Origin of the sequence: Dolichospermum compactum NIES-806 (genome assembly GCF_002368115.1) — a bacterium.
Lineage (GTDB): Bacteria > Cyanobacteriota > Cyanobacteriia > Cyanobacteriales > Nostocaceae > Dolichospermum > Dolichospermum compactum.
In genome coordinates this window covers 3,327,202-3,347,118 of record NZ_AP018316.1, presented here as the reverse complement: position 1 = coordinate 3,347,118, position 19,917 = coordinate 3,327,202, and the positions used below count along the sequence as shown (strand labels likewise).

19 protein-coding genes and 1 tRNA gene are annotated in these 19,917 nt (G+C 38.5%); 9 read left to right on the top strand and 11 right to left on the bottom strand.

Annotated features, from left to right (window positions below):
- The first annotated feature begins 574 nt into the window (after positions 1-574).
- The 3 genes from CA730_RS24535 (at position 575) to CA730_RS15705 (ending at position 3,575) form a co-directional block, all read left to right on the top strand.
- Positions 575-718: a hypothetical protein gene (locus CA730_RS24535; protein WP_157749995.1), complete on the top strand. Its 144-nt coding sequence runs from the start codon at positions 575-577 to the stop codon at positions 716-718.
- Positions 719-897: 179 nt separating this feature from the next.
- Positions 898-2,499: a hypothetical protein gene (locus CA730_RS15710; RefSeq protein ID WP_096668670.1), complete on the top strand. Its 1,602-nt coding sequence runs from the start codon at positions 898-900 to the stop codon at positions 2,497-2,499.
- A 65-nt stretch (positions 2,500-2,564) separates the two neighbouring features.
- Positions 2,565-3,575: a DUF1822 family protein gene (locus CA730_RS15705; protein ID WP_096668668.1), complete on the top strand. Its 1,011-nt coding sequence runs from the start codon at positions 2,565-2,567 to the stop codon at positions 3,573-3,575.
- 313 nt (positions 3,576-3,888) lie between these two features.
- Here CA730_RS15705 and mazG read toward each other — a convergent pair whose 3' ends face one another.
- The gene (mazG, locus tag CA730_RS15700; RefSeq protein ID WP_096668666.1) at positions 3,889-4,689 is read right to left on the bottom strand and encodes a nucleoside triphosphate pyrophosphohydrolase; all 801 of its coding nucleotides are present in this window, start codon (positions 4,687-4,689) and stop codon (positions 3,889-3,891) included.
- A gap of 4 nt (positions 4,690-4,693) precedes the next feature.
- The gene (locus CA730_RS15695) at positions 4,694-5,278 is read right to left on the bottom strand and encodes a metal-binding protein (protein WP_096668664.1); all 585 of its coding nucleotides are present in this window, start codon (positions 5,276-5,278) and stop codon (positions 4,694-4,696) included.
- A 154-nt stretch (positions 5,279-5,432) separates the two neighbouring features.
- Here CA730_RS15695 and CA730_RS15690 point away from each other — a divergent pair.
- Both CA730_RS15690 and psb34 read left to right on the top strand, forming a co-directional pair.
- Positions 5,433-5,505, top strand: a tRNA-Val gene (locus CA730_RS15690).
- A gap of 560 nt (positions 5,506-6,065) precedes the next feature.
- A complete protein-coding gene (psb34, locus tag CA730_RS24530; RefSeq protein ID WP_053538602.1) occupies positions 6,066-6,236 on the top strand; it encodes a photosystem II assembly protein Psb34 in 171 nt (56 codons plus the stop codon).
- A 98-nt stretch (positions 6,237-6,334) separates the two neighbouring features.
- Here psb34 and CA730_RS15680 read toward each other — a convergent pair whose 3' ends face one another.
- The 9 genes from CA730_RS15680 to CA730_RS15635 all read right to left on the bottom strand — a co-directional run bounded on the left by CA730_RS15680 (position 6,335) and on the right by CA730_RS15635 (position 13,559).
- The gene (locus tag CA730_RS15680) at positions 6,335-7,021 is read right to left on the bottom strand and encodes a DUF4276 family protein (RefSeq protein WP_231939854.1); all 687 of its coding nucleotides are present in this window, start codon (positions 7,019-7,021) and stop codon (positions 6,335-6,337) included.
- Positions 6,999-8,276: an AAA family ATPase gene (locus CA730_RS15675; protein WP_172891201.1), complete on the bottom strand. Its 1,278-nt coding sequence runs from the start codon at positions 8,274-8,276 to the stop codon at positions 6,999-7,001. Before CA730_RS15675 ends, CA730_RS15680 begins: the two co-directional genes overlap by 23 nt.
- A 21-nt stretch (positions 8,277-8,297) precedes the next feature.
- Complete coding sequence (gene pgsA, locus CA730_RS15670; protein WP_096668660.1) at positions 8,298-8,810, bottom strand: CDP-diacylglycerol--glycerol-3-phosphate 3-phosphatidyltransferase; 513 nt, start codon at positions 8,808-8,810, stop codon at positions 8,298-8,300.
- A 294-nt stretch (positions 8,811-9,104) separates the two neighbouring features.
- A complete protein-coding gene (locus CA730_RS15660) occupies positions 9,105-9,695 on the bottom strand; it encodes a hypothetical protein (protein WP_096668656.1) in 591 nt (196 codons plus the stop codon).
- Positions 9,695-10,936: a glycoside hydrolase family 10 protein gene (locus tag CA730_RS15655; protein WP_096668654.1), complete on the bottom strand. Its 1,242-nt coding sequence runs from the start codon at positions 10,934-10,936 to the stop codon at positions 9,695-9,697. The genes CA730_RS15660 and CA730_RS15655 overlap by 1 nt, the downstream gene beginning before the upstream one ends.
- Positions 10,937-11,130: 194 nt before the next feature.
- Positions 11,131-12,600, bottom strand: coding sequence for a glycolate oxidase subunit GlcD (glcD, locus tag CA730_RS15650; RefSeq protein WP_096668652.1), 1,470 nt, complete (start codon positions 12,598-12,600; stop codon positions 11,131-11,133).
- A 159-nt stretch (positions 12,601-12,759) separates the two neighbouring features.
- A complete protein-coding gene (locus CA730_RS15645; protein WP_197705451.1) occupies positions 12,760-12,990 on the bottom strand; it encodes a hypothetical protein in 231 nt (76 codons plus the stop codon).
- A gap of 134 nt (positions 12,991-13,124) precedes the next feature.
- Positions 13,125-13,277 carry a hypothetical protein gene (locus CA730_RS25200; protein ID WP_197705450.1) on the bottom strand — a complete coding sequence of 51 codons (153 nt, stop codon included), beginning with the start codon at positions 13,275-13,277 and terminating at the stop codon, positions 13,125-13,127.
- A 24-nt stretch (positions 13,278-13,301) separates the two neighbouring features.
- Positions 13,302-13,559 carry a hypothetical protein gene (locus CA730_RS15635; RefSeq protein ID WP_096668650.1) on the bottom strand — a complete coding sequence of 86 codons (258 nt, stop codon included), beginning with the start codon at positions 13,557-13,559 and terminating at the stop codon, positions 13,302-13,304.
- Between the two features lie 303 nt (positions 13,560-13,862).
- Between CA730_RS15635 and CA730_RS15630 the strand changes: the two genes are divergently transcribed.
- From CA730_RS15630 to CA730_RS15615, 4 genes are all read left to right on the top strand, one after another.
- On the top strand, positions 13,863-15,374 hold the full coding sequence (locus CA730_RS15630; RefSeq protein WP_096668648.1) for an AAA family ATPase: 1,512 nt from the start codon (positions 13,863-13,865) through the stop codon (positions 15,372-15,374).
- A gap of 115 nt (positions 15,375-15,489) precedes the next feature.
- The gene (locus CA730_RS15625; protein WP_096668646.1) at positions 15,490-15,969 is read left to right on the top strand and encodes an SH3 domain-containing protein; all 480 of its coding nucleotides are present in this window, start codon (positions 15,490-15,492) and stop codon (positions 15,967-15,969) included.
- Positions 15,970-16,750: 781 nt separating this feature from the next.
- On the top strand, positions 16,751-17,476 hold the full coding sequence (locus CA730_RS15620; RefSeq protein ID WP_096668644.1) for a hypothetical protein: 726 nt from the start codon (positions 16,751-16,753) through the stop codon (positions 17,474-17,476).
- A 47-nt stretch (positions 17,477-17,523) separates the two neighbouring features.
- On the top strand, positions 17,524-19,917 hold a 2,394-nt coding region (locus CA730_RS15615), incomplete at its 3' end, for a DUF11 domain-containing protein (protein WP_172891200.1).

The following is a 19,917-nucleotide window of genomic DNA, read 5'->3' as shown; positions in this document are numbered from 1 at the left end:
ATCCACTTTTCGAGATATCTAATAACAAAAGGAATCCATATCTACTTGTGATAAATAAAATCATTGTGAGGGATTATAATTTTAAATTAGGAGCGATCGCACGGATAACAAAGATGTGATAAAATAAAAATCAGTCACTTAGAATGCTGATCAATTAGAAGTCTAACATTAAGTAGTGAGACAGAATTAATTACACAATGTCATTGCGTAAGCGTTGCGTTAGCCATATGGAACGAAGTGAAATGAAGCAATCGCAAGGGTTGTGATTGCTTCCCTTCCCTCGCAATGACTGTAAATATTTTTGTCCAATTACTTAAGTGTCTTTTTGGGTTTAATCGGTACATTACTACAGTCGTAGGTGTAGACACCATTTCTCTTTATGATACACACAATTGGATCTTCAAATCCAGGTGTCCTTTTAGGTTTAGTTGGAATTGCAAATGGGGTTTTTTTTCTAGGTTGAGTTGAATCTTCAATTGACTTATTGCAATCTTCCTTGTACTGCGGTGTTCCTGATATGTGGTAGCACGGTTCTTGAAGTTTAGTTAACGATTTTGCTTGGGATGGTAGTACATTGACATTAAATATACCTGACAAAATACTACATACACCAACGGCAGAAACAGCGATCGCCGATGATATAATCTTACTCATGTCAATTCTCCTTTTATTGGTAACAAAGGATTTACCGCAAATCCCATCAACTAATTGGGAGTAAATTTAGATAAATATGAAATTATCCGCTTTTGGGGATAAACAATATCTCAATTCATAAATTGCCCATTATGATCCCAATATCAGATAGAAAGACTAAATTTAATGGAGTGTGCAAACCATACAGTCACGCTCTAAATTCTGCATCAATTTAAATAAGTATAAACTCTTGCCAGGGTTGTCATGTCTAATAACATACTTGAGGCTAAGTTCTACACGCGAATAATAGGCATCAATCCAGATTGCAGTCCGCAAATACAAGTAGATAACAAATTAAAGCGTAATCTTGAATCATATCAAAAGAGGACTCAAGAATTTGAATCATTATACCAACACGATGATCCTCAAATACTAGTAATTTATTGGATGCAAATAATTTTTGATAACCAAGTGGAAACACAAACAGTAGAAATGGCATGGCAGTATTTACAATGTTTTTGTGAAGAAAGTATCTACAAAGCCACAAGAAAAGTATTCTATAACGATAAGTATCAGCAAGACAAAAGATATGAACTAATGTTGAGTGGCTTATTTATTGCTCGTCAATTTGTTTATAATTCAGAGGAATTTAAAGTTGTGATTAATAAATATGATCACAACAAAGGACTGTTTGAATACTATATTCAAGCAGTTTTAGAAAATGTTATTAAAGATAAGTTGGGGCTGAAATTTTCTACGTGGCGTAGGTTGATTAAATGTAGTGAAAAAGAATTAAATCAAGCCCTGGAAAATAATGGAATAAATAATGGTTTAATAACCAAAATTCAATTTGCACGTAGGTTTTTCAAAAGGGTTTATATGTATAATAGGATTGCCAATAATGTAGCCAGGAAGTCGGGAGATAAATACCCAGAACCACAGGAATCTGACTATGAAGAGTCTGTGAACAGTTACAATAAAGATAGAGTGCTTCCTTCTTCCCCCGACGAAGTTTTTATCAGTCAAAATATTACCACTGAAACATTGAAAGAATGGATAGAAATTTGCAATACATCTCTATCTAATTATTTTAATCCACAATCAAATGTTTATAATTACCAAGACAATTATACTAATAATCAAAAAAGCAAAGATGCAGATAAAATTAACCCATTGGGGTTAGATTTGCAATTAGTTATCCAAAGATTCAGTAATTTAAACGCAACTGATAAAAAAATAGTAGTTCTCACTTATGGTTTCAAAATGAAACAGCAAGACATAGGCAATATTTTTTCACTTACCCAAACTGCAATTTCCCACCGTGTTAAAAACATCAAAATCGAGTTTATGGATATATTGATTGAAAGTTTGTACCAATCCGTAACCCCTGAAACGTGGATAAATAACTATATAGATAATTGGTTAAATAGGTTGGGTGATAGTTATCATAAACCTTTGGACTCTAATTATCTACGTCGTATTTTAATAGAGGTTGTAAAAACATTAGATACTTCAGAAAATCGGTTATTAGAATTGAAATATGGACAAAGAATAGATGATTGTCAACTTACTATGAAGTTGAATATGACTGAGAAAGATTTACTAAAAATGATCAATCAAATTCAAGGTAAACTAGAACAAGGGTTGCTTAAAAAACTGGAAAAACTTGTTCACGACAGTTTAGAATTAGCATTGTCCGCTTTTTCTCAAAAATTAATTGACAATGCTTGTTTAAATTTAAATATTTGTGAAACCGACAGAAATAGATTAAAGTTAAGCATTTCCGAAAGAAAATGGCAGAATCCAACTATAGATATAGCTAATTCAATATTAGATAAAATAATATGTACATATAGAAAAACATAATTTCTATTATTGTCTTCAGGAATTTTCATGACAGAAGTTAAATTTACCCCAATTACGAGGCAATTATGATTTACAAATTAGCGGAACACAAGAACGAATACTTACACTTACCTATCTTACCATCTATTCAAGAACAGGCATGGAAACAATCACAGCACCATTCTCATACTATAGCTCGTCATAATTCCTATATAAATTACCTGAGTTTATATACATTAATTGACTGGTTTAGAAATGAACAAAGTCTAGCTGAACCTGTAATATATCCCAGTGCAAAAAGTTTATCTAGTATATGGGAAGTGGTAAATGGTGCGGGTATTAAATTAGGGGAAAGACAAATAGTAATTATTCCCTGTGAAATAAGTGAATTTGAGGAGTTTTCTGTTCCCCAAGAATGGGTAGATATTCCCGAATGGGTAGGAGACTATTATCTAGCTATTCAAGTAAATTTAGAACCAGAGGAAGATGAATGTTGGATAGAAGTATGTGGTTTCACAACCCATAGTTATTTAAAAAACCTGGGTAAGTATAATTTCCATGATAGAACCTATGCAATTACAGTAGATAATTTAATCCAAGACATCACAGTCATGGAAATAACATTACCACTAGAGATGAAAGCAGAAATTCCCGAATTACCACATCTATCAGCAGTAAAAGCTGAAGAATTGTTACAAATGTTCGCTAATTCATCCATCTATTCGCCTAGACTGCGCGTTAATGATATAACATTTGAGGAGTGGGCTGCATTATTAGTTAATGACTCTTGGAGGCAACAATTGTACGAGCAACGTATGGGTAAATTAGTAACTTTATCTATTATTCTAGATAATAAAATGGATAGGGAGGCAACATATAGGAAAATTATAACAGCTATTATAGATATAGATAGGATGCCTACACTACTCTTAAAGACTAAAAGCATACTATTGCTTATAATTATGTTGTATATAGAAATTTTTACTAAAGATTCTATTGTAGCATGGATTAAAAACACACTAAGTCGTAGCAAGATGCTTTACAACATAGAATGTATTAAAATACCATGGTACTTGTTGGGTAATAAAGATAAATAAAATAGCCTCTAAAATTTTAGTTCTTCCCTACTTTTTACGGAAAAATAGGTTCAAATTCCTTTAAAGCCTTATTCTGTAGGTATTTCATTCAAAATCATGGCATAATTTCTTAGAGGGTGTTTGAAAAGTATTAGATCAAACCGATAATCTCCAGAAACCTAACTCCCCTTCCCCTCTTGCCTACGAGAGAATGGGGGTTTCAAAGCCTCTCCCCGATGCGGGGAGAGGTTTGGAGAGGGGTTTATTTATACATTAAAAACTTTTCAAACATCCTCTAAGATAAAAGTAATTTTGCAAGAGGTATATTTAGCACCTAGTGACCAAGTTGGGCTTTAGCTTGTTGCCAAAGGGCATCTAATTCTTCTAAACTATAATCTGTTAACGGACGTTGAATCACATCCTCCATTTTTTGTAACCGTTGAATAAATCGCTGACTTGTCCCTTGTAAACCTGCACTGGGGTCAAGTTTATGCCATCTGGCAACTTGAATAATGGCAAATAGTAAATCACCTAATTCGGATTCTTGTCTTTCTTTGGTTTCCTCAGCTAAAGCCTGTTGAAATTCCCCTAACTCTTCATGAAATTTACCCCAAACTTCATCTACATGATTCCACTCAAAACCAATCTTAGCCGCCTTTTCGGATATCTTCATCGCTGCACTTAATGGGGGAAGACTGCGACGATAACGATTCAATTGATCACTGAGTTTTTGGGTTTCTACAGATTCCCCTTTTTCCGCCGCTTTGATGGTTTCCCAATTTTTATGTACCTCTTCCATACCTGCCACAGTCACATCAGCAAATACATGAGGATGACGACGGATTAACTTTTGAGAAATACCCTCAGCAACTTCTTGCAAAGAAAAATCACCCGCTTCACTGGCAATTTGGGCTTGTAATACTACCTGTAATAATAAATCACCTAATTCTTCAGAAATAGCCTTTTTATCCCCTGTTTGAATGGCATCTACCACCTCATAAGCCTCTTCAATCACATAAGGTGTAAGGCTTTCTGGTGTTTGTGCCAAATCCCAAGGACAACCTTGAGGCGATCGCAATTTCGCTACCACATTTATTAACTCTTGTAACGCCTCTAAAGTCTGATTAATTTCCATCTTTTTACCGCTTTTTGACACTGCGACGACTGGGGCTAACTTTACGTTTCTTAATTTTGCCACGAGGGAGTAAACCTTGAATACCCTGTTTTTGAAAGCGCTTATAACCAGAAACAGTCCAATCACTGCAAGAATGGCTCATTGCACCGAGTTCACAGCCGACAAAGAGGGCAAAAAATTCTCCATAATACATATAGATGGTCTTCCCCACAGTCCCCCACAGTTCTCCCCAATTCCAAGCCACATTTCCCAACTTGGTAAAAATCATCACCACCACAATCGCCACCAACGCCAAAAAAGTCGTCAGATACACTACCCGTAAAGTTGTGCCAATAATCGGACCGTGAGATAAAAAAGACCGATGCCGCAAACTTTTTTGATAAGGTAGCCAAATCCACCGCAGAAAACCCCACCGCTGAAATTGACGGGAGTAAATATCTAAATCAGGACCAAACATCAGCCCCCCAAACATAAACCCACCCGCCACCAACAAAGTCATATTACTGCTGTGAGTGGAAATTAGCGTTACACCCGCGACCACAGGCATAGACCAAATAGTAATGCGATCGTGCGTTTGACCAGAGGGCATCTTCGGAAATTAAAAATATAAAATTAACAGTGAAATCCTGAGTCAGTATAGCTCAATCCCGTTCACATCAGCCTTTTCCATCCAGTAAAAAAATTTTCTCAAAAGACTTGCAAAATTTTAAAAGGCTATGCTATATTAATTGAGTGAAAGAAACGGGCGGTTAGCTCAGTTGGTAGAGCGCCTGCCTTACAAGCAGGATGTCATCAGTTCGAGTCTGGTACTGCCCATTTAAAACGAAAATCTTTTTACATAGCAGTTTACAACTAGTTTGTGAACTGCTAAAACATTTATCGGCTTTTAATTACATTAATCTCCACCCACCTGCGCTAATTTCCCATTGGAACCCAGCGCAGGTGGGTTTTTTTATGCCTGCTGTCACCAAGACTTCTTCTCTGATTCCAAATGCAGCGATTTCCAATCATATAAGGTACATCTTAGCCCAATACTTGTCGGTTAAGGAAATGTAGGTTGGGTTGAGCGATAGCGAAACCCAACAAAATCCTTGATAATGTTGGGTTTCGTTCCATTGCTCCGCAACGCTGACGCGAACAACCCAACCTACCATATAATGACTTTTCAGGCTCAACCGAGCAGTATTGCATCTTAGCCCCCTCATCGCTTGCGGGGAGGGGGTTGGGGGTGGGGTTCTTGTTCCGGGTTTAATGACAATTTGCTGTAAGTAGGGCTTATCAATAGCATCTATTATTTTTTTGTCAAGTTCTATTGACACTTTGTAACAATCTTGTTATATTAGTTTACATAAGGTAACAAACCAAAGAAAAAAATTATGTATACCACAACGGATGAAAAAGGCATTCTTAACAACTACGCCAAAGAACCGAAACTTTACCACGCAGAATTTCCTAGTAAGGCACAACAAAATAAGTATGCTTTTCAAGGCGCAGTAGCAATATTACTTTTAACTTCTATAGTTCTAATTACCTTGGGGGTTAGCTAAAATTTTCCGCTTCGGTATTTGTATCTAATCGTCATTCAAATTTTCTCCTAATCAACCCTGGTCAGTTTCGCCAGGGTTTTTTATTGCCATTTCTTGCTTTACTGCCCACTTAAACGTCGAAGCTGATCTCGAAAATAACAGAAGCTTAATGATTGATTATTATCAATGTCCATAAAAGGAGATATCTTTTCCGCCCAAGTTGTTTTCTCTCTCCCCCTTACCTGATAAGGAAGTTTAGACAACTTTTGACAACCACCGGGATATACTGCGTCGGCTAACTTCTCCCATGTGCCACAAATATCATCATTGGTGTATGAATTTAGGATTGCTGGTTTAGCAGTTGGATAAGCCGCCTTTACTGCTGCTAAATCACCTAAATACCATGCTTCGCCTTCCTCAATAGCGATGCAAAATTGCGTCTTTGGTTTCGGTTCACAAGAGTCTACAACATTAAGTAATTCTTGGCGAAAAACACTCAAACATCTGTCATCAAGATCGCAAATAATGATCAGAACAGCGTGATAATTAGGAGGATAACTGGCAAATGTTTTACCATAGCCTTGAATAAGTCGCGGTAATTGGTCGAGCAAAATTCGTTTTTTGGGATCAGAATTAGATATGAGATTTTTAGGAATATGCCCTATTCCTTTATAAGCATGAATATTAAATGTGTGTTGTTCGGGGTTAATAATTTTTGGAACAAGAATCTCAAGAGTAGTTTTGCCGGAAACATCCTCAACTAATATCTCAAAGTGCATATATTCACCTTGCGTCCAAGTAGTCACTGTACCAAAGTCCACCCAGGGGTAACCCTTCAGAAACAAGATTATTAATCAAAGGATCTTCACTAGCCCGCTTAATTTTAGCAAATCCATCTTCGCCCTTTTCTAATATCCAAACTTCTTCAGGTTCAAGGGCATCTACAAAATATGGTTGATGTGTTGTCACAAATATTTGTGATCCACCTTTTTGACCTGTAGTGTGTTCTCGAAATTCTCTAGCTAGAGTTTCTAAAAGTTTATGATAAAGTCCATTTTCTGGTTCTTCGATACACAAAAATGGTGGTGGTGATGGATCTTCCAACATCAGAAGATACGCAAATACTTTGAGTGTACCATCTGACATTTGTTGAGAGTAAAATGGGTCTTGAAACCCTTTGTCATTGAAACATAAAAGCAGTCTTCCATCTGGACTTGGGGAAGTGCTAATCTTGTTGACACCGGGAATTTTGTTGGCTATTTTTTCCAGTATGGATTGAAACTTTTTTGGATGTTCTCTTTCCATAAACTGAACTACATTACCTAAATTATCTCCATGAGTATTTAAATGCTTTTGTGGTCCAGCTAGAGGTAAACTGCGGGCAGCATCTGGTGTAAAATAGCTTAAATACCATCCTTCAATAAATCTTCTAAACATAGAAATTCGGGGATGTTGTTTAAGTGAACCTAAAGTAGCAATTCCCAGTTTTCGCTTATCGTCAAGTTCAACTACTTCGGTTTCTTTGCTTTCTTTTTCTGCTTCACCCCTTTGGATTTTATCCATTAAATCTGACACATCAAAATCATCTTGTTTGCCTTCTTGTTCACCTTTCCATGCGATTCCTCTGCCTTCATTGAGAATTAAAAAAGAAAAAGGTTGTCCCTTACCTTGTCCTTTTCTGCATTGTCTCAGTCTCTCTTTTTTTACATAAGGTCTTCGAGATGAGTCAATATCTATTGCTAATTCATAAGTAATTGGTCGGGCATTACCATCTTCTTTATAATAGATTTCAAACTCAATACTTCCCTGTTGTCCTTGAGAGAGAATTTTCTCAAAGCCACCACGACCATGAGCATAACAAGCTTCTTCTACTCCATTTTTTAAGCAATCGGCAAGAAAACCGAAAGTGTCGAAAATGGTACTTTTTCCCACACCATTCTTACCAATAACGGCTGTCATTGGTGTTAATGGCTTGGCAGTTTGTGTGTTCCATAATTTCCCCAAAGTGATATCACGAATAACTCTGTAATTTCTAACTCTAAAGCCTTCTATCTTCGACATTTAATTTGCTCTACTTTGATTTTATTCGCTAATTTTTTGAGGAATTAGATAAATGACTCCTGAAACAATTGTCAATATTACAGATATCCAAAAGGTAATTAAAACTGGAGTTTCCCAAGTTGGAGATAAGGGGGCAATTAATAGAGATATAGCAATAATTTGACTAACTGTTTTCAGTTTACCCCAAATGTTTGCTCCGGTGATGGTAGTTTGATTAACTCGCCAACCTGCGATCGCTAATTCCCGTGCTAAAATTACAAAAACCGCCCAAGCTGGAATCTTGCCTAATTCTACTAATACTAATAATGGTGCAAGTACCAATAATTTATCTACTAAAGGATCAAGAAACTTACCTAATTCGCTAATTTGGTTGAGTTTTCTGGCTAAATATCCATCTAACCAATCAGTTAAGGCGGCAATTAAAAATATAGTTAAACATATCCATTTGGCTTCATTGGTGGGATTGTATAAACCATAAAGTAAAAAAGGTATTCCCAGCAGTCGAGAAAAAGTAATCCAGTTAGGTAGAGTCATGACGATTTAAAATTACAAACCAAAACTAATTATATAGGTTAGCTTCCGAGATCCCCCCCAACATGGGATACTTTACGCTTAATTGATGAAGATTATCGCTTCCTGAGAATTAATGAAGTGATGGCAGAGATAAATGGTATACCCGCCGCCGATCATTTGGGTAGAACACATCCTGACCTAATTCTCATGGATATTCAGATGCCAGGAATGGATGGTATTGAAGCTGTATATGGGTTTTACGTTAAGTTGACACCAATGAGTTTTTGCTTTACCCCTACCGATAGAATCAAACTATTAAGCCGTTTTGAGTATAATTCTCACCGCAGAGATTCCTGTTAATATTGCCACTAATAACCAAGTAACAGCCAATCCCATCACTTCCCCTAAAAATAAATTAGTAATTCTGTGCAAAAATAAGCCGACAGTTGAACCAATGGGTATAGCTATCATCCAACCTATAATATTGACAAATACCCATTTCCATGCTGAGGGAAATGATGGAGGAATAGCTAACCACCATTGGGATACACCAATTAATAAACCACCAATACCACCAACAATAATGCCTAAAAAAATTCGCGTGGGTAGAAACGCAGAAGTGGTCACAGTCCAACCCAAAACACCAACACCAATTGTAGCAATAATTATCCAAGAAAAAAGAGTAGATAGTACCCATTGTCCAGGAGAAATAGTTTGTCTGAGCAGATAACTTTGGGGGATAGAAATTGTTAAACTCCCGATAGCAGCTTCTAAAACACTCATATCTGGTTTTTCACTGATTTCAATCATTAATAAACTCAATAAAAATCCCATAAAAGTAGCAAAAACCCATTTCAATGTAAAATTTAAAATTATAGAATTAGATTTAACAGATGATAATTGCATTATACTTTCTTCAATCTTAATGGTCTTACAGCTTGAGTATCAAACATCTGGAGAAAAGCTCGACGACGTTGATAAGGTGATTCGGGAGCAATATAACCCCATAAACTTTCCCAATAGAAAAAAGAGAAACCAGCAAGTTTTTGCTTGCGGACTATTTTTATTTGTTCCTTAACTTGATCAATCTCTACAGGCTTTAATAAATTTCCGGTTGAGATACCAATAGCTACAGGAATTTTCTTCATAGCCGATTTTATTGATGGTTTGGACATTTCTGTGATGAAAGAGGTTTTTTCACTTCTGTATACCTGTAAAATCAACTCATCTATTAGATCTTGTTTTACCCAATTTTCCCAATCTTGTAAATAGTATTTATAAGCAAAATATTGTGAGTTTGGAGAAAGAGATATTTTAGCATAGGGTTTAATTGCTTTTACAGATTTAGAAATACTGTTCATAAATGCAGTAATTTTATTAGCCCTCCAGCGCATCCATTCTGAATCAAAAGGATTACTTGGTGGTTTTTTCCCTCGATGTTCTTTTTGATAAAGTTTTACCGTAAAAGCATCATAACCAAACTGCACAGGCATTCCAAAATGATCATCAATTTGAATACCATCTACATTATAGTTTTTGACAACTTCTAAAATTAACCCGCGAATAAAGTTCTGAACTTGAGGATGTAGAGGATTTAGCCAAGCTTGTTTATAAACCCCATTAATCATATCTTCTAGTAAGTTTTCAGATATGGATTCTACACCCTTTTGTCCAATAGTTAACCAGTCTGGATGTAGTTTAGCTAACGCAGAATCTGGAGGAGTCATTAACCCATATTCAAACCAAGGCATTATTGTCAAATCTTTACTTCTAGCCAATTTAACTACCTTGGCTAAAAAATCATTTTTACCATGAATAAAATTCAGCAAAGGTTGACTATCTGAACCTGTAATTTTTTTGGCTAAAGGACTTTTATAAAAGGTGTAACCTCGATTCCAAACTACGGGATAAATGGTATTGAAATTGAGGTTTGCTAATTGATTTATTGCCCTTTCAATACCCCAAGGGATATAAAAGACACCACTGGCAACATTAGTCAGCCAAACACCACGAATTTCTGTAGTTACAGGTAAAGAATTTGAATTTTGAGTATAATCAGGATTTCCAAAAATGGGAAATATTGTTAAACTAATGACAAATCCCAAACACAAAAAATATCCAAAAACTCGCTGAAATACAGAATTCATTTGTTAACTAAATCGAGATTGCTAATATCCATATAACTACAAAATCTAATTTTATTGTGCGGATTAGATAAAGATATGAATATTTTTTGATGAACCAGGGAACAGAGGAGAAATTTCATGCTCTATTCTTCAATTTCTTCCTCCGAACTCCGAACTCCTGACTGGGCGCAGGGCCTGCACACCTACCTCCTTTCTTAAAATCTTTCTACACCGGAGAATTGTTGAATAGATGCTTTTGCTGCTTCTCCACAAGTACGAGGTGTGGGGAAAATCTTCCCAGGATTTGCTAAACCTTGGGGATTAAATACCTGTCTTACCCATTGCATAGTTTCTAAATCAGCTTCACTAAACATATCTGGCATATAGCATTTCTTATCAGCACCAATACCATGTTCACCGGAAATACTACCACCTACTCTTACGCATAGTCGGAGAATTTCTCCTCCCAATTCTTCGACTTTTTCCAATTCTCCATGTACAGAATTATCAAATAAAATTAATGGGTGTAAATTACCATCTCCAGCATGAAAAACATTAGCAATAGGATAACCATATTCATGACTTAATCTCTCAATCTCTTGAAGAACATAAGGTAATTGAGTTCGAGGAATTACCCCATCTTGCACATAATAATCTGGGCTAATATGTCCCGCAGCCGCAAAAGCCGCTTTTCTACCTTTCCATAATTTTAATCTGGTTTCTGGGTCACTGGCAGTAGTAACATTTCGCGCCCCATTTTGGCGACAAATTTCTGTAACTCGCTGTTTATTGGCAGAAACTTCTACTTCTAAACCATCAATTTCTACTAATAAAATCGCTGTGGCATCACGGGGGTAACAATTAGTAGCAACAACATCTTCTACAGCATTAATACTAATATTATCCATCATTTCCATACCACCAGGAATAATTCCCGCGCTGATAATATCAGAAACAGTGGCAGCAGCAGCATCTACACTGGTAAAATCTGCTAATAAAACACAAATTGATTCCGCACTTTTCAGAATTTTTAAAGTAATTTCTGTGGCAATTCCTAATGTTCCTTCTGAACCGACAAATACACCTGTTAAATCATAACCTGGCATTTCCGGAATTTGTCCACCAACATCAACTATTTCTCCATCTGGAAGCACAAGTTTTAAACCTAAAACATGATTAGTAGTGACACCATATTTTAAACAATGGACTCCTCCAGAATTTTCAGCAATATTGCCACCAATGGAACAAATAATTTGACTAGAAGGGTCAGGTGCAAAATAAAAACCAGCACCGCTAACTGCTTGTGTCACCCAACTATTAATTACTCCCGGTTGCACGACAGCACGTTGATTTTCTAAGTCAATGCTGAGGATTTGTCGCATTAAAGAAGTGATAATCAAAACGGATTTTTCTGTTGGTAAAGCACCACCAGATAAACCTGTTCCTGAACCTCTCGCAATAAAAGGAACGGCGAATTGATTGCAAATTTTGACAATTTCTGATACTTGTTCTGTGGTTCGGGGTAATACTGCAACTGGGGGACGTTGTTTATAGCTGGTTAAACCGTCACATTCATAAGTGAGAAGTTCTTCTTTGCGTTGAACTACACCTTTTTCACCAACTACAGCGACAAATTTTTTGATAATAGGTTTCCAGTTGATTTGTTTTTTATCTTGGGTAAGCATAGATTTTTTTATTAGTGGTAGATATTGACTGTATTTATTATTGTATATAAAAAATATAACTTATATTATATTTTTCAAAGGATGGGTACAGGATAATCTGATATGATTTAGAAATTAACCATTGACAAAAAATCTAATTTATGTGTTGTGAAATATTTTTTATGGCACACAAACAATACCTAATCCTGCCATCTGACGAATATGCTCATCAAGGGCAAAAACTTCAAAGACACTTAAACGATTTGCCATTACTAAAATAGAACAATCAGTATAACTCCATTCTTTATCATTATATTTACAAAAAGTCTCCCAGATAAGTTGATCATCTTGATCAGAAATATTGATATAACGTAACCGCTCAATAATCCGGGGTAAATCCTTCCATGACAAGCCTCAAATGGCGTAAAATCGTCCCCGAATGGGTAGTCCGCCCCCATTTATTGAGCGGATACGATATAACTATGTTCAGTTCTTAAAACTTGACCAATTTTAATAGAAGCATCACTAGAGATTTTACTTCTAATCTAAGTGACTGTTTCATCAAATACTGTTTCTAAGATAATCCAGCGATGATTTAGATTATGGTATGTATATTGTTTTGCTAGTTGATGATTGGTTTCAGATTTAACAAAAAAAGCAATTAAAGCTGAGGTATCAACAATTATTTCTTGATTCATGATTTTATATTAAAATAGTTGAGTTTAATATAAAATATCATCAATATGTTCTGCATAGTTAGTAGATAATTCTGCTTGTTGATCTTTAATTATAAATTCAGGGTCAGGATTAGGAATTTCTAAACTTCCACAGAGTTCCCAAGTTTTAGTTTTGATTAAATTTGATGGTTCTACCGCTAAATATGCTTCCAAGGCTTTAAGCAAAACATTTTGTAAAGAATCAGATTGATTTTGCAATTGATTCATTAATTGATCAGGAATCTCTAATGTAACTTTATTCATGGTGGATTTAGAAATAAAAATCTGTTTTATCAAAATTATACCGTAATTTATATTTTAGATCAACAGAGTTTAAATTTGACACGGAGATAGAGAATAAGTTAATTTTTAAAGTAAAAAATTATGTAAAATTACTTATCTTTGCCATACCTAACCTGAGTTCGACATAAGAGAATTTTTGGAAAACTTGCCTATTGTCTATTGCCTTGCCATAACGACAATTTTCAAGGTCAACCTACTTCATGTATTATAAGTTAGAGATTTTTTTAAAATCCTAAATTTAAAAATTTAAGCATAATTACTTTTATGAATTTTCGTGATGAGTTTAAATTGTTACTCCGCGCCCGTTATCCGTTGATTTATATTCCTACTTATGAGGAGGAACGGGTAGAGGCGGCGATTCGGGAAGAGGCGGCAAATCAAGGTAATCGTCCGGTGTATACTTGGGATTTTGTGGACGGTTATCAGGGTAGTCCCAATGATGTGGGGTTTGGGAAACGTAACCCCTTACAGGCTTTGGAGTTTGTGGAAAAGTTGACTCCTACTGCCCCAGCGGTGCTGATTTTACGGGATTATCATCGGTTTTTGGATGATGTGGCTATTTCTCGCAAACTCCGTAATTTGGCCCGACTCCTGAAATCCCAACCGAAAAATATTGTCTTATTATCCCCTCGCGTTGCTATTCCTGACGATTTAACGGAAGTGCTGACGGTGGTTGAGTTTCCCCTACCTAACGCCCCCGAAATCAAAATGGAGGTCGAACGGTTGTTACAAGCGACTGGGAATCCACCTGACGGTAAGTTTTTAGATGATTTGGTGCGTTCTTGTCAGGGGTTGTCTATGGAAAGAATCCGCCGGGTATTAGCGCGAGGAGTTGCCACTCATGGACAATTAGAACCAGAAGATGTAGATTTAGTTTTGGCAGAAAAGCGGCAAACTATCCGCCAAACCCAAATTCTTGATTTTTACCCCGCCACTGAGGAAATTACTGATATTGGTGGTTTGGATAATTTGAAGGATTGGTTAATTCGGCGTGGGGGTTCCTTTAGCGAAAAAGCCCGACAATACGGTTTACCTCATCCTCGTGGGTTAATGTTGGTGGGAATTCAGGGAACTGGTAAGTCTTTAACTGCCAAGGCGATCGCTCACCATTGGCATTTACCTCTGTTACGATTAGACGTAGGGCGGTTATTTGGCGGTTTGGTGGGTGAATCAGAATCCCGCACCCGGCAAATGATTCAAGTCGCAGAAGCGCTCGCTCCCTGCATACTCTGGATTGATGAAATTGATAAGGCTTTTTCTGGTTTGGGTAGCAAAGGTGATGCGGGAACTACAAGCCGAGTATTTGGGACTTTTATCAATTGGTTAGCGGAAAAAACTTCCCCTGTCTTTGTCGTAACTACTGCTAACGATATTCAGGCTTTACCACCAGAAATGTTACGAAAGGGGCGATTTGATGAAATTTTCTTTGTCGGTTTACCCAGCCAAGAAGAAAGAAAAGCTATTTTCAATGTGCATTTATCCCGATTGCGTCCCCATAATTTGAACAGCTATGAAATCGAGAGATTAGCCTACGAAACCCCCGATTTTTCCGGTGCAGAAATTGAACAAACGTTAATTGAAGCCATGCACATTGGCTTTAGTCAAAACCGTGATTTTACCACTGATGATATTTTAGAGGCTGCCAGTCAAATTATCCCCTTAGCACGAACCGCTGTGGAACAGATTCAAAAACTCCAAGAATGGGCAGCCGCCGGTAGGGCGCGTCTAGCATCTAAATATAGTCCTTTAAGCGATCGCATTCAACGTCAATTATAGGAGTCAGGAGTCAGGAGTCAGGAGGAAGAAAAGGAAGAAGAAAGAAGAAAGAAGAAAGAAGAAAAAAACTAACCAATTACCAATTACCAATTACCAATTACCAATTCCCTACTATATGCTGACAAACTTACTTAAAGTTATACTCGGTTTTGTCTTAGCGATCGCAGTTTTATTAGGTACTGGCTTAACAGTTGCCCTCTATTTTGTTAACCGTACCGCCGTAACTCCTCCCAAGCCAATGTATCCTAACGATAATCCTTCTTTCTCAGCCAAAAAGCCCAAAGCCATTGCCAAATCCCCACCTAAAAAACTAACTACTCCCAACCCCACATCTAGCCCTACACCCACACCCACACCCACAGAATCACCCAAGCCACTACCACCAGATGCCTACGAAGGAACTGTCACTTGGGCAGATGGGTTAAGTATGCGAGCAAAACCAGATGCGAACTCTCCCAGTATAGCAGGGGTTGGGGGTAATAAAAAAGTCATTATTTTAGAAGAAAGCGCCGATAAAAAATGGCAAAAAATTCGCATTCCTGATACTGATAAAGAAGGTTGGGTAAAATCAGGTAATATTCAACGTTCTCAGTGAGCAAATTTTAGCTTATAGCGGTTCTTGGTTGAGTGAAATACAAGAACCCAACCCCCTCCAATATCAAACGATATTAAACCTAGCACCAGAGACATTAAACATACCTTGTGTTGCATATTATTATCAAATATTGCCTCTATTTATAATCAAATAGCTTGTATATTCTCTAGCAGGTTCTTTTTCGATAAGGGTTTTATCGGATGAAAATCGCCAATTTGGCTGGAAAATTTTGAGAATAGTTATTGCTAAGTAAAGATATCCATGTTATGTTTGTTCTGAAATCTCAGGGTAAAAGAGATTGTCAATTAATAATATATTTGTGTGGGTACTATACCTACATAAAGTAACGGGCTTATCAACCAAAACACAATGCTGTTAAACCGATAGGTTTTAACGAGCAAGGAGTTTCTCATAATTTTCCACTTGCTTATTTGTGGATAAAAATTGATTGGCATCATAATGTTTGTATTTTCCACAAAGGTTATGAAAAGTGTCGTGATTAATTATGAGTAATAGCTTTACGCTGCAAAAAATCAACCTTGCCTAATACATGAAAGCTGAATAAATCAGGTATTTATTAGGAATAGTACAGGACGTTAGAATTAACAATTAAAAATGTGAAAAGCAGATTAAACAAGGGTATTTGCTCTACTTGGAGAGACTCCAAGAGCCTACTAAATCAGCTTTTTAGGAATTTTTAATGATTGGTTATTTTCGGCGTTGTCTACTAGTAATTTCGATTGATCTTAACTTCAATACCTTAGAAAGGAGTAATTGATTGATGCTAAAAAACTTTCATGAAACTGCACATATTCAGGATATATCCATTGTCTTAGCCATTAGAAACCACAGTTCGACCCTGTTAACTCCAGATTTCCTGAATGGTAGTGGCGTAATTCCCACAGACTGGGAATTGGCGCGTCCTCCGGTAATATCCCCACGAGGGACTCACATTATCTTCAAAAATGGCATCAGGATGTCGGCGCAGTCGGAAATGGTGAGCTTTTCCCAAGGCATAAGCAACCACCTTGAAGAGATGCAGATTGCCGACATTGCTCGCCGCTATGCTGCCGTTTTGCCTAATCTGGATTACCGAGCGGTGGGCATCAATCCTCAGCGGTTTGTCACCTTTGAAGGCCAGCCAGATGCCGCTTACGAATATATTACGGAAACAATTCTTGCCCAAGGTAGCTGGCAGAATTTCGGCACTGCACCGATGCAGGCGGGAATTAACTTGATTTACACCTTAGAAAGCTGCCAACTGCGATTGGGTATTAATGAGGTGAAGCTAAAAATGCTAGATGAAGAAGTTCCCGCAGTGTTGTTTGCCGGCAATTTCCACCATGAGGTGAGTGGTGAATCAGGGGAGGAACGTTTGGAGAATTTAAATCAGGCGATCGCTTACTGGCAGCAGGATTTAGCTGCCTATGAGGAGTTGATTGACAGCCAGTTTTTAGCACAGACCACGGGAAATGCGATCAGTGTCTTCCCTGCCCTTGCCCTATAGGTGGGAAATTCACTTCAATTCAACTATTTTACTGAGAGCAAATAGTCATGACAGATAACTTATTGCCCAACCAAGACATGACGGTTAGTACGGATAAAGCGGATTACGCTCCCGGTGAAACCGTTAAGATTACAGCAAGTGGATTTGCTAAAGGCTCAACGATTACATTTGCGATCGAAGATGACCCCGATGATTTTGGCGATGATGGTAATGCGGATGTGTATCAGCCCTTTTCCGTTACAGACGGGGGTGCTAGTGAATTGGATGACATAGCAAATGGAGAGGTGTTGGTAGTCTGGCGCGTGCCAACGGATAATAATGGCACTGGTAGTGGTACGCCTGATGCGTTCAATGCGAGGTTGATTTTGACGGCGACGGGCAGTGGTGCGGATCGTACGTTTGGGACAACGGATGACCAAGTGGCAACGACGACATTTACGGATGCCGATCCAGCATTATTACAGACTTACTTCGTGCCTGTGCCAGAGCAGCAAGTTAACTACATTTTCAACGATCTAGAAAATAACGTCTCCGATGGCATTATCAGTATTATTTCCATGACGATGAGCCGTGACGGAACCTTGATCTACTACGATCAGTGGGAAAATGGCTACGATTCCAATATTACTAACCCCACCAACATTTATAGCATCGGCAATCCAGGAGGCACTCAGATTTGGGGCGATGGCATTGATGAAAACGGTGCAGCGCCTGGTATCACCGGAGATATCTTCAAGGCTGGAGATATTGTCGTTTTGCGGAATGTCGTTCCCACCAACCCTCGTGGCACTCAGATTTACTTCGATGGGGGAGACAAGATTGGTGCTACTACCGCGATCGCTGTGACTCGCGGTTACTGGCCGCAGACGGTTGAAGGCAGTGGGGGATCGGTGTTAGGAGGAGCAGTCGAGGTTTTTGATATCTTCCGCTATGGCAAAGATTACAAAGTCCCAGTGGGGCAAAACCTGACCAACGACAATGGTATGTTCAGCTACGCCGGACTGGCGGTCGGTGCGGCTCAAGACAATACCCTGGTTCAAATTGATGTCAACGGGGATGGCGATTTTGCTGATGCCACCGATGTCAACGTAACCCTCAATCAAGGACAAACCTATGTTGTCCGAGGCACTGGGGATGGCAGCAATCCTTCCCTTCCCAGTGGACCAGGAATCAATGTGAACTCAAGGGTTTTAGCGAGTAATCCCGTTCAAGTTGACTTGGTTACAGGGGTGATTAATGCCAACTTCCAGTCAGACTCCTTTGCTCTTAAGCCTCTGGACAAGTTGGGTAACAGTTACTATTCTCCTGTCACCACAACAGTTACCCCTAGTAACAATTCCGGTCCAGTCAGCTATTTTCTTTACAATCCTGGCAGTGGCACCATTACGGTCAACTATCGCACAACGGCTGGCACAGGGAACTTGACTGTAGCTGCTGGTGAGACTGTTCGCTACACACCAACTGTGTCCGGATCGGGCATCCATTTCTATACGGGTAACGATCTCAACAATCCCAACGGTGGGAATTTTGATGTCATAGCAACCTACGATTCTGCTACTAGCAACTATATTGGTCAAAACTGGGACTGGGGCTGGACTTTAACTCCCCAAAACGGACTGACCAGCCAAGTGGTAGTGGGCTGGGCGCAAGGTTCGTCGGATACTAATGGGAATGTGGTCGCCGGTGCAAACGGTAGCCCTCTATGGGTGACGGCAACTACTAATACGATCGTCTATGTGGACTGGGATGGCAATCCTGCCAACAGCACACTGTCCGCACCTAATGGACAAAAATACGACATCGCCTATACAGTCAACGCCCTGCAATCAGTTCGCCTGTACGACTCCAAATTTAATGACAGCGATCAGAGTGGGGCACGCCTGTTTACGACCGATGGTGCGTTAATTGCAGTTGCCTACGGGGAGGATCAGACACCGCAAGGTAACGTCCCAAATCCGTTATCCACTCCCCCTACAACTAACATTAATAACAATCCAAACTTTGGCTCAACAGCAAGTTCTCCCTACCTCGATGTGGGAACGAATGTACTGCCATTGCCAGCGCTGGCTATTAAGAAGTTCATTAATGGACAGGATGCAGACAGCCCGACAGGTCCGGTGATTCTGGTGGGCAGTACAGCAACGTTTACCTATAATGTCAGCAATAACGGTGGGAATCCCCTGAAGAATGTGACTGTCGTTGATGATGGCGGTCCCGATTCTTCCTTTGCCCCTAACCCCGTCGTGAACTCCGGCGGATTCAACACTGGTGACATAGATTTAGACAACGAACTTGACACTGGAGAAATCTGGAAGTACCAAGCGACAAAAACAGTTACTGCTGGTCAGTACACCAACATTGCAACTGTCAATGCTAAGGATCTCAGCGGGCAGGATGTAGCCCCTGATGCTGACCCTGCTAATTACTTTGGTGCGACTCCA